Here is a 9,825-nt window from a genome sequence, read left to right on the forward strand (position 1 = left end):
TGGTCAAGCCGGGGATCATTGCCGGGTCCATTCTGGTGTTCATCCCGTCCCTTGGAGCTTATGTGACGCCCCGTCTTCTGGGTGGCGGCAAGCAATTGATGATGGGGAACCTGATCGAGCTGCAATTCGGGCAGGCCCGCAACTGGCCTCTGGGATCGGCTATGTCGATCGCCCTGCTGGCCATCGTCATGATCACCCTGCTGGTCTATGTCCGCACGGTTGGCCGCGAGGGGGTGTCGAATGGCTGATACAAACAAAAAACACCGCATCGTCTTCGATGTGCGTCGGCAGCCTGGCTTTTCCTCTGTGGCAATCGGGTGCTTCATACTGCTTTACCTGCCGATCATTCTGCTGGTGATCTATTCCTTTAACGCGGGCAACAGCCTTTCGGTCTGGCAGGGGTTCTCGCTGAAATGGTACGCGGTCGCCTGGGAAAACGAGGCGGTTCAGGCGGCGACCTTCCGGTCGCTGATCATTGCCGCCTGTGCCTCGGCCGTGTCGACAGCGGCGGCGGTCATGGCGGCTTTGGCGACAACCCGTGCGGGTCCGTTCAAGGGCGATGCGCTGGTGGTGGCCATGATCAACCAGCCGCTGATGATCCCCGAAGTGGTGACTGCCGTCGCAGTCCTGCTGTTCTTTGCCATGATCAAGGCGGCCATCGGTTACACCGGTCTTTGGTACCTGATCATCGCGCATTCGGCCTTTTGTATTCCGTTTGCCTATATGCCCATTCGCGCAAGGTTGCAGGGGATGGACCTGAGCCTTGAGCAGGCCGGAGCGGATCTCTACGGCACGCCGGGGCGGGTTTTCCGATACGTCACCCTGCCGCTGCTGTGGCCCGGAATTCTTGCGGGGTCGATGCTGGCCTTTGTGATTTCGCTGGATAATGTCGTTACCACCGAATTCGTCAAATCCGCCGGTCAGGACACGCTGCCCACATACATGCTGGGTCAGATCAGGCGTGCGACAACGCCCGAGCTGAATGCAATATCCACGGCTTTGCTGGCGATCTCGGTCGTCTTGGTCATCGCGTTCTACTTTTTGTCAACCAAATCCACAATCAAACAGGGAGAAGACAAATGAAGAAGACACTATGCTCAATCGCTATCGCATTGGGGCTGGCCACGCCGGTACTCGCGGACGGGGAAGTCCATGTTTACAGCTGGGGCAATATTACCAATCCCGAGCTGCTCAAGAAATTCGAAGCCGAGACCGGCATCAAGGTCATTGTCACCGAATATGACAGCAGTGACATCGCCCTTGCCAAGGTCAAGGCGGGCAGCCACGGATTTGATGCGGCGATCATCAGCGGTACCTATGTGCCAATCTGGGTCGGCGAAGGCCTGCTGATGGAATCAAATCCAACCGAGCTGTCGAATTTCGGCAATGTTGCGCCTGAGTGGCGCGAAATGTCTTTCGACCCGGACCGCAAATACACGGTGCCGTGGCATTGGGGAACTGTCGGCTTGACGGTCAATACCTCGGTCTATGATGGCGATCCCAACACGTCCGAGATTTTCCTTAACCCCCCCGAGGAGCTTAAGGGCAAGATCAATGTCGTGCCCGAACTGATCGATATCATCAGCCTGGCGGTAATGTATCACGGCGGCGAACAATGCACCGGCGACAAGGAAATCCTTAAGCAGGTGCAGCAAACCCTGCGGGACGCAAAACCGTATTGGATGTCGATTGACTATGCCTCGCCTGATCAGTTCATCAAGAATGACGTGTCGGCGGGTGTCTACTGGAACGGTGCGTCGTTCCGGGCACGTCTGGAAAACCCCGATGTGGTCTATGGCTACCCGAAGGAAGGCTATCCGATCTGGATGGACAATCTGGCCATTCTGTCCGGTGCCAAAAACGTCGATGGTGCAAAAGCGTTTCAGAACTTCATTATGGAGCCTGAAAATGCCGCGTTGATCTCGGCCTTCTCGCGCTATGGAAACGGCATCACCGGGTCCGAGGAATTCATGCCCGCCGACATGGCGACCGCGCCCGAAGTGAACGTCCCCGAAGAACTGCGCGCGGTCGGCTATATCGCCGAAACCTGCCCACCGGATGTTCAGAAAATCTACACCCAGATTTGGACCGACCTCCAAAAATGACCGTAGTGCTGAGCTGAAACAGCGGCTCAGGAACATAATAAGGGCCCTGCGACCGACCTGATCGCAGATCTGTTGCAGGGCCCACCGCAACTCGCATCCGCATTGGTTTGGCGAGGCAGTCGAATTTTGCGCCAGACATCTCAATTTCAGGAAATTCCCATGTCCGATACAGACCTCTTCCACCTTCCGGCCCACAAGACACTTGAGCTGTTTCGCCAGAAGAAACTGTCGCCCGTAGAACATGTCGAAGCCATGATCCGCCGCGCGGAACAGGTAGAGCCGGACCTCAATGCGCTGGTGTTCAAATATTATGACGAAGCGCTGGCAGCGGCCAAAAAGGCCGAGGACAAATATGCAAACGGGCGCCGGACACGCCCGTTGGAGGGGCTCACCGTCGGGATCAAGGATGAGGGGTTCATCAAAGGCAAGATCACGACAAACGGATCATTGGCGATGAAAGACTTCGTCGCGCCCAGGACATCTGCGGTCAACGCCCAGATCATGCGCGCGGGCGGTATCGTGCACGCCAGAACCGCGACGCCCGAATTTTCCTGCACCGTGACGACCCATTCGAAACTCTGGGGGGTCACACGCAACCCGTGGAACCCTGAGTACAGCCCGGGCGGTTCCTCCGGGGGATCGGCGGCCTCGCTGGCCTCGGGGACATCGGCGCTTTGCACCGGGTCGGACATCGCCGGGTCGATCCGCATTCCCAGTTCGATCTGCGGGCTATATGGGTTGAAACCCACCTTTGGGCGCAATCCTGCGGATTCGCCTTTCAATCTGGACCAATATGCCGTCGATGGCGCGATGGCCCGCACCGCCAAAGACATGATCATGCTGCAGAACGTCATGTGCGGACCCGCGAAAGAGGACATGGTTTCAATCCGGCCCAAACTGCGCATTTCGACCGAGTTGAAATCCATCAAGGGCTGGAAGATCGCCTATTCGCCGAACCTCGGCTTTTATCACGTTGACGAGGACGTGCGCCGGAACACCGAAGCGGCGCTGGATGTTCTGCGCTCGGCCGGGGCCATTGTCGAACAGGTTGACCTGAACTGGGAGATCGGGATTCTCGACAGCGCCATGGCCCATCTTCGCCATCTGATGGGGGGCATTATGACCGAAGAGGTCGACGCAAACCCCGACATCTACATGCCCTACACCCGCGACCTTGTGAGAGGCGCGCATGAGACCACGGTTCAGGACTTCATCAAAGCCGCCGAAACCGCCAACCGGATGTATGAGGAAGTGGCCCGGATTTTCAGCAAGTTCAGGCTGCTGGTCACGCCGACCACCGCCTTGCCCTCCGTGGCTGCAGATTGCAACGGGGTTGATGACGAGGTGCTGATCAATGGCCACAAGGTGCATCCGCTGACCGGCTGGATCATGACCTTCCCCTTCAACATGCTCTGTCGTTGCCCTGTGATGTCCGTCCCCTCGGGCCGGGCGCAAAGCGGTGTGCCGACGGGAATGCAGATTGTCGGCCATACCTATCGCGACGCCGACGTATGCCGCGCCGCGCTGGCCTATGAAGAGGTCATGGGCAGCCTGTTCAGCGACGCGAACCGCCCGGCATTGGTCGGAGGCGGTGGTGCCGGTTGAACATAACCCCGGATCGCCAACGCCCTGCCGCACTTACAGGGCATCGGCGGCAGGTAAGGCGTGGACCACACCCTACAAGAAACACATCATCCCAAGGTAGTTGCGATCATGGAAGCCGCTCAGGAAAAAGAAGACATATCCGCCACCATTCAGGATTATTTCTGTGGCATGATCTACGGGGACGCGCCCCGGCTAAAGAGGGCTTTCCATGAGAGGGCTCAGATCATTGGGTTTTTCCCGGGGGAACTGAGTTTCGAAACGCCCGATGAATTCGCTGAATTCTGCGCGGCCGAGGCGGATTTGACCGAGGGTGACCCATTCGTGGCCCGGATCGAGTCGATCGACATCACCGGAAATGCGGCAATCGCCAAAGTGGTCAATCAGGTGCTTGGCGACTGGTTCACGGACTACCTGTCGCTTCTGAAGATCGAGGGGCGGTGGATCATCGTGAACAAACACTATCACCTCCATCCACGTGCCGAGAGCTAAAGGTCTCTTTATGCCGATTCAACATAGCCTCGGAACCGCGATACCCCTTCGTACCGGCAAAAATCAGGCAGATTATTCCATATCTGCGCCAAGGCCCGCGCGGCTCAGAAAGTTTCCGATGCGGGGCGTAGGTCCAACTCATGTGTCCAGGTCGAGCGGGGTTGGTGCGCCAGTTGCCAATAGACCTCGGCGATCTCGTCCGGATTCATCATTTTTGACGGGTCGAGACTATGCCGATCGCGCGAACGGGTCGTGTCGATGATACCGTCCAAAATGACATGGGCCACATGCACCCCTGCTGGCTGATACTCTCGTGCCAGTGATTGCGTCAGCCCGCGCAAGGCGAACTTGGCCGAGGCAAAGGCCGAAAACCGTGGCCCACCCCGCAGTGACGCGGTCGCGCCGGACACGATGAGCGCACCGCCACCGCCACGGACCATGGGTTGCAACACGCATTGCCCCAGCACCACCAGCGACTGCACCATTGATGTCCATGTCCGCTGATAATCATCCAACGTGGTTTCAGCGAAAGGGCCGATCATCAATTCGGCAGTGTTGTGGACAACGATCTTCGGTGGGCCGTGGGTGGCGATCAGGTCAGACACCACTGAGTTGACACGCTCGGGGTCGGACAGATCAAGTTCATGAAAGATACCGACCGGATGTTCCGGCCGGGTCCGACCGAGGCCAACAACAGTCATGCCACCAGCCTGAAAACGAGAAAGGAGGGACTGACCGAGACCCGCCCCCGCACCAGCGACAATCGCCAGGGAATTTGCAGTGTTCATATGCTATATCTCCGATGGTTGGGCAAAGGGCAGATGCCCGGTTTTCTTTCAGATCTTTGGGTCTTCGGGTCCTGCTGTGACGTATTGGGCCTCACCCTCGGGCAATCGCAGCCGCCATGTGCAAGGTCGCGGTTGCGATGCCGTTCACGGCAGAGGCCAGTTCATCAGCCATATATTTATGGAACTGGGTGCGATCTTCCATGTCGAACTGCCAGAGTTTGACAAAAATCGTGCAGCCGGGTTCCAAGCCGGGCGTGTGTTCGATGGTCGGCGGCGCGTATGGGTGCCCGCAGGGAAATCACCATGTTCGCCTTGAAGCATGCCATGCACCCGTCTTGCCTAAAAATGGCTAGACAAGGCCCTTCGCCAACGCAAGAAGGGCGGCATGATGTCGGTTACGCGTATCCAGTTTTCAAACGACATTGCCCAGATGATAATTGACCGTGGACACGGACAGAAAAACGCGATCCGCGATCTCTTCGCGTGTCAGACCTTGTGAGACCCAGACCAGACACTCACGTTCCCGCACGGTAAGCGGTGAACCCTCGGTCGGCTCGATATCCGGTCCAGGCTTCAGGAAATCGCAAATCTGATGTGCGGCCACGTGCAGCCTTGGGCCGTTTTCACTGATCACATCGGCCAGTGAGCTTTAGTTCTGGCCGGTGAAGGACACGATGCTGGCACCGGCGTCAATGCTCAGAACAGGGATGGAAAGACCGTAGTGGATACCGTAATCGCGGCCCTCCCAAAAGACCCGTCTCTGTTGCTTGGAGAACACCGACAGAAACTGCTTGCTGCTCCAGCCAAAAGGAGAGCGGGCCTGTCGGGCAAGAAAACAAACCGCGTCGATCTGATCATATCGGCGCTCGCAATATCGATTTACCCAGTCGGATTTGTAATTCGCCCGAAACTCGATCCTGTCCGAGACCGGTTGCTTCTTCGGATTCCGCACCCGCACATAGCTGTAATAGGTCAAATCCAGTTTTTCAGAAATTCGGGAATATCCTGCTCGAACGCTTCCCGATCAGATGATGAAAGCGTTTCAAAATCGGTGTGCTGGCCCCCCTGACCGGGGCCACCGCTTCGGATGGAGAGGAGTTCATCCGCGGTGTGGAATGGGCCGTCGAAGAAGCCAACGCCAAAGGTGGCGTTGCGGGCTACGTATTCGAAATTGAGGTGGCTGACGTCAAAGATCACTCGGCCGCCAACGTGTCCAGCGCGGTTGAACGTCTGCTGGGCATTGGCGGGGTCGAGGTCATCCTGACCGGCTATGCGTCTTTCGATGTTCGAAGTCGACCTGATGGCCGAAGAGAACATGCCTTACATCGCCGCAGGCCCAAGCCCGGGATTTGCCGCCATCGTCAGTCAGGACCCCGACGCCTATAACTGCTCCTACACCGCATCGTTCAAAGGGTATGAAACCGACGTTCTGCCAATGGTCGAGGAACTGGCGGATGCAGGCACGGTCACCATTGATGACAAGACCGTCGCGATCATCAGTTCGAACAACCCCTATTCCAAGACGATCTCGGAAGGCATGAAAACCAGCTTTGCCGACGGTGGCTGGGATGTCGTTGTCGATGAACTGGTGCCCTTTGGTGAGGTCAGCGACTGGAAGGTCATTCTGGCCAAGGTCAATCAGGCCAACCCTGATCTTGTGATCAACACGGATTACATCCCCGGCAACTCGGTATTGTTCTTCAAACAATTCCTTGAGGACCCCACCGACAGTCTGATGTTCCTGCAATAGCACTGTCGGTGCCGGAATTCGTGGATCTGATGGGCGCGCAATCCAACGGTGTTCTCTACAACCTGATCAACGGCCCGCTGGATTCCCCCAAATGGCCGCGCGGTCAGGAGTTGATGCACGCGACAAGTTCGACATCGAGTCCGGTGCCTATGGTGTGGGCCTGTACGAGATGGCCAACATGTATTTCACCGCGCTGGAAAAAGTAGGCAATCCGACGGATCACGATGCAATCGGCGTTGCCATCGGCGAAACCAAAGTGGCAACGGCTGCGGGCAATGTCGAGTTTGACCCCGAAACCCATGTGGCCCTGCAAAGCAAAGGCCATGTGCCGGTGTCGTTCTGGCAGCTCTGGGACGGCGAACGGACCATGGTCGGCCCCGAGGTCTATTCCAACGGCGACTTCCGTCTGCCGCCCTGGATGTCCGGTAACTGATACAGGCTTGCGCCTGCCACCCTGAACGGTCTGGCGGGCGCAAATGGGGATTTTCCAGACATGACAGCTCCTGTTCTTTCGGTGCGCGCTATGTCCAAGCGCTTTGTCGCCCTGCAAGCGGTCGATGATGTTTCCTTTGACGTGGCCCCCGGGCAGATCTTCGGGATCGCGGGTCCCAATGGCAGCGGCAAGAGCACACTGTTCAACATCATCACTCGCATCCCCTTTGGCGCGACGACAGGTTCGGTGATGCTGGAAGGGCGCGAGATGCAAAAGCTCGGCCCCATGCCATAGCATTAGCCGGGATCGGGCGTACATTTCAGCGTGAGAATGTCTTTGTCGCCCTTAGTGCCATCGACAATGTGCTGGTTGCTGTGGAAATCAAGGCGCACACGCTGGGCTTCGACCAGCAAGTCTCGCGGGCCGAAAAGATGCTCGATCTGGTCGGGTTTCCCCCCACGATGCACAATATGCTGGCCGGAAACCTGCCGGTCTATTACCGCAAATTGCTGATGATTGCGTCCTCACTGGCTTTGAAGCCGCGCGTCCTGTTGATGGACGAACCCGCCCCGAGCCTAACGGGCCCCGAGATCGACAATATGAAAGAGGTCATTCTTGCGATCCGGGGCAACGGGGTCGCGATCGTGTTGATCGAGCATGTCCTGTCCCTGTTGATGGAGGTCTCCGATACGCTGCTTGTGCTGGATCAGGGCAAGGTGATTGCCGAAGGCCTGCCCGGCGAGGTCATCAAGGACCCGGGAGTGATCTAAGCCTATTTGGCCGGTACGCATGTCTGATCCGGTGCTTCAGGTCGAAAACCTCCCGGGTGGATATGATCCGGTGCAGATCTTTCAAGAGATCGATCTGATCCTGCATCAGGGCGAAAGCGCGGGGATTTTTGGCCCCAACGGCCATGGCAAGACAACCTTCCTGAAAATGCTGAGCGGGCTGATCGATCCCTGGTCTGGCACGATCCGGTTTCACGGCGTGGTCATGAATCGCGCTGGCGACAGAGGCAGCCGTAAATGGCGGAACTTTAACTATGATGCGGTCACGCGCCGACGCATGGACCCCAAGAAAGTCGCACGCGCCGGGCTGATCCATGTGCAGCAACGCAACTTGCTGTTTCCCGAACTGACCGTTGATGAGACCCTGTCGATCTCGTCCGAAGCCTCGGGCGGTCGGGACGGCTGGGCGCTGGATCAGGTGCGCGACCTTTTCCCGCGTCGCAGAGCGCCGGGGGCACAAGATCCGCTTTTTGTCCGGTGGGGAACGGCCGATGGTCTCGGTCGCCGCGGGCCTTTTATCTGCGCCCCGCTTGCTGATCCTGGACGAACCGACGCTGGGCCTGTCCCCGAAAATCCGGCAAGAACTGTGCGATGCGATATTGAAAGTGCGCAAGACGGGGTTGCCGATCATCCTGATTGATCAGGATGTGGGCTTTCTCGAACAGATCATCGACACGCTGTACCTGTTTGATCATGGCCGCATCTCCGGGCGCATGACCCGCGACGAGATGCCGGATCACGACGGGCTGATGGCCCTATTGTTTGAAGAGCATCACTGATGGACGCCGCCACCCTGTTTTCGGTTCTGCAAGGCGGTCTCGTCCTGGGCGCGCGCTATGCGTTGATGGCAACCGGCTTTTCGCTGGTGTGGACCACGCTTGGTATCTTTAACTTTGCCCATGGCGCGTTTGTCGTGCTTGGGGCTTATATCGCGTGGCAGTTTTCCAGCGCGGATGCCTGGAACCTGCCGCTGCTGCCCGCGATCCTGCTGACCTCGGTGATCATGACACTTGCTGCCTCGGCCATTCTGGAAAACGGGTTGTTGCTGATCTGGGGGCCACGGTCCAAACAGATCCCGCCACTGGGTAAAGGCGAAGTAACCCTTGGCCAAATCAACCTGGCCACCAGCGAGGTCATCCTGCTGGTTCTGGTGCTGTCGATCCTGCTGGTCGGCGGCACGGGCACCATCTGGGGTCCGGTCATTGCCGCCTTTGCCATCTCGGTTCTGCCCGAATGGTTGTCCGGTTTCGGAGCCTGGCAAAACATCATCATCGCGGTTGCCATCATTCTTGTGGTCGTCTTCTATCCCGGCGGCCTTTGGGCGGCATTGCAGGAGCTGCGTGAGGCTTTGGATGCGCTGCGCACCTCGTTGATGGCGCGCTGGCAGAGACGCGATGCGCAGGCGCGCGAAGACCGTCTTGGCACGGTTGAGCGATTTATCGAAACGAAATACGGCACGATTGCCGTCGCGGATACAGAAGACGCAGATAAACCCGCCCTCTTGTTTCTGCATGGCAACTCTGCCTGCAAAGAGGCGTTTTACAAGCAATTCCAGGCATTCCGCGACATGTACCGGGTGATCTCGTTCGACTATCCGCGGAGTCAGCCTTTCTTCATCGCAACCTGCGGCGCACGGATGGACGGGCGCGGCTGTATATGATTGGCACGCTGGGGATCATCGACTGGCCCAGACAGATGCGGCTTTTGAGCGAGGGGAAACTGCCGTTTGCCCTGCTCAATGGCAGCGATGATCCGTTCTTCAACCACGATTACATCGCGCGGCTTCGCTATGGAAACCTGTGGCGTGGGGCTCCGCAGGACATCCCCGGCGGAAAGCATGCGCCGTTCTTCAACAAGCCCGACGAAT

15 protein-coding genes and 1 pseudogene are annotated in these 9,825 nt (G+C 57.9%); 13 read left to right on the forward strand and 3 right to left on the reverse strand.

What is annotated here, in order from left to right:
• The 5 genes and pseudogenes from MPJ51_RS17640 to MPJ51_RS17660 all read left to right on the forward strand — a co-directional run.
• Nucleotides 1–248: pseudogene (locus MPJ51_RS17640) on the forward strand (ABC transporter permease); the annotation flags it as partial.
• The gene (locus MPJ51_RS17645) at nt 241–1,083 is read left to right on the forward strand and encodes an ABC transporter permease (protein WP_298389368.1); all 843 of its coding nucleotides are present in this window, start codon (nt 241–243) and stop codon (nt 1,081–1,083) included. The pseudogene MPJ51_RS17640 and the gene MPJ51_RS17645, both read left to right, overlap by 8 nt.
• A complete protein-coding gene (locus MPJ51_RS17650; RefSeq protein WP_298389369.1) occupies nt 1,080–2,105 on the forward strand; it encodes an extracellular solute-binding protein in 1,026 nt (341 codons plus the stop codon). Before MPJ51_RS17645 ends, MPJ51_RS17650 begins: the two co-directional genes overlap by 4 nt.
• Before the next feature lie 159 nt (nt 2,106–2,264).
• Nucleotides 2,265–3,710: an amidase gene (locus MPJ51_RS17655; protein ID WP_298389371.1), complete on the forward strand. Its 1,446-nt coding sequence runs from the start codon at nt 2,265–2,267 to the stop codon at nt 3,708–3,710.
• Nucleotides 3,711–3,818: 108 nt separating this feature from the next.
• Nucleotides 3,819–4,199 carry a nuclear transport factor 2 family protein gene (locus tag MPJ51_RS17660; protein WP_298389373.1) on the forward strand — a complete coding sequence of 127 codons (381 nt, stop codon included), beginning with the start codon at nt 3,819–3,821 and terminating at the stop codon, nt 4,197–4,199.
• 104 nt (nt 4,200–4,303) lie between these two features.
• Here the strand turns inward: MPJ51_RS17660 and MPJ51_RS17665 are convergent, their stop codons facing one another.
• The 3 genes from MPJ51_RS17665 to MPJ51_RS17680 all read right to left on the reverse strand — a co-directional run bounded on the left by MPJ51_RS17665 (nt 4,304) and on the right by MPJ51_RS17680 (nt 6,184).
• Entirely contained in the window at nt 4,304–4,987 is a 684-nt protein-coding gene (locus MPJ51_RS17665; RefSeq protein ID WP_298389375.1) for an SDR family NAD(P)-dependent oxidoreductase, read from the reverse strand.
• 649 nt (nt 4,988–5,636) lie between these two features.
• Complete coding sequence (locus MPJ51_RS17675; RefSeq protein WP_298389377.1) at nt 5,637–5,963, reverse strand: autoinducer binding domain-containing protein; 327 nt, start codon at nt 5,961–5,963, stop codon at nt 5,637–5,639.
• Nucleotides 5,960–6,184: a hypothetical protein gene (locus tag MPJ51_RS17680; protein ID WP_298389379.1), complete on the reverse strand. Its 225-nt coding sequence runs from the start codon at nt 6,182–6,184 to the stop codon at nt 5,960–5,962. Before MPJ51_RS17680 ends, MPJ51_RS17675 begins: the two co-directional genes overlap by 4 nt.
• Nucleotides 6,185–6,269: 85 nt before the next feature.
• Here MPJ51_RS17680 and MPJ51_RS17685 point away from each other — a divergent pair, with 85 nt between their 5' ends.
• From MPJ51_RS17685 to MPJ51_RS17720, 8 genes are all read left to right on the forward strand, one after another.
• Nucleotides 6,270–6,737 carry an ABC transporter substrate-binding protein gene (locus tag MPJ51_RS17685; RefSeq protein ID WP_298389382.1) on the forward strand — a complete coding sequence of 156 codons (468 nt, stop codon included), beginning with the start codon at nt 6,270–6,272 and terminating at the stop codon, nt 6,735–6,737.
• Between the two features lie 91 nt (nt 6,738–6,828).
• Nucleotides 6,829–7,170 (forward strand): hypothetical protein, encoded by a 342-nt coding sequence (locus MPJ51_RS17690; protein WP_298389383.1) that lies wholly within the window; start codon nt 6,829–6,831, stop codon nt 7,168–7,170.
• Between the two features lie 60 nt (nt 7,171–7,230).
• Nucleotides 7,231–7,464, forward strand: a complete 234-nt coding sequence (locus tag MPJ51_RS17695) for an ATP-binding cassette domain-containing protein (RefSeq protein WP_298389385.1) — start codon at nt 7,231–7,233, stop codon at nt 7,462–7,464.
• Between the two features lie 11 nt (nt 7,465–7,475).
• The gene (locus MPJ51_RS17700; protein WP_337959820.1) at nt 7,476–7,940 is read left to right on the forward strand and encodes a hypothetical protein; all 465 of its coding nucleotides are present in this window, start codon (nt 7,476–7,478) and stop codon (nt 7,938–7,940) included.
• 19 nt (nt 7,941–7,959) lie between these two features.
• Nucleotides 7,960–8,598 carry an ATP-binding cassette domain-containing protein gene (locus tag MPJ51_RS17705; RefSeq protein WP_298389389.1) on the forward strand — a complete coding sequence of 213 codons (639 nt, stop codon included), beginning with the start codon at nt 7,960–7,962 and terminating at the stop codon, nt 8,596–8,598.
• Nucleotides 8,579–8,737: a hypothetical protein gene (locus MPJ51_RS17710; protein WP_298389391.1), complete on the forward strand. Its 159-nt coding sequence runs from the start codon at nt 8,579–8,581 to the stop codon at nt 8,735–8,737. The genes MPJ51_RS17705 and MPJ51_RS17710 overlap by 20 nt, the downstream gene beginning before the upstream one ends.
• Nucleotides 8,737–9,618, forward strand: coding sequence for a hypothetical protein (locus tag MPJ51_RS17715; RefSeq protein ID WP_298389393.1), 882 nt, complete (start codon nt 8,737–8,739; stop codon nt 9,616–9,618). Before MPJ51_RS17710 ends, MPJ51_RS17715 begins: the two co-directional genes overlap by 1 nt.
• A partial coding sequence (locus MPJ51_RS17720; protein WP_298389395.1) for a hypothetical protein occupies nt 9,615–9,825 on the forward strand: 211 nt, incomplete at its 3' end. The genes MPJ51_RS17715 and MPJ51_RS17720, both read left to right, overlap by 4 nt.

This window comes from Ruegeria sp. (genome assembly GCF_028066395.1).
Classification (GTDB): Bacteria; Pseudomonadota; Alphaproteobacteria; order Rhodobacterales; family Rhodobacteraceae; genus Ruegeria.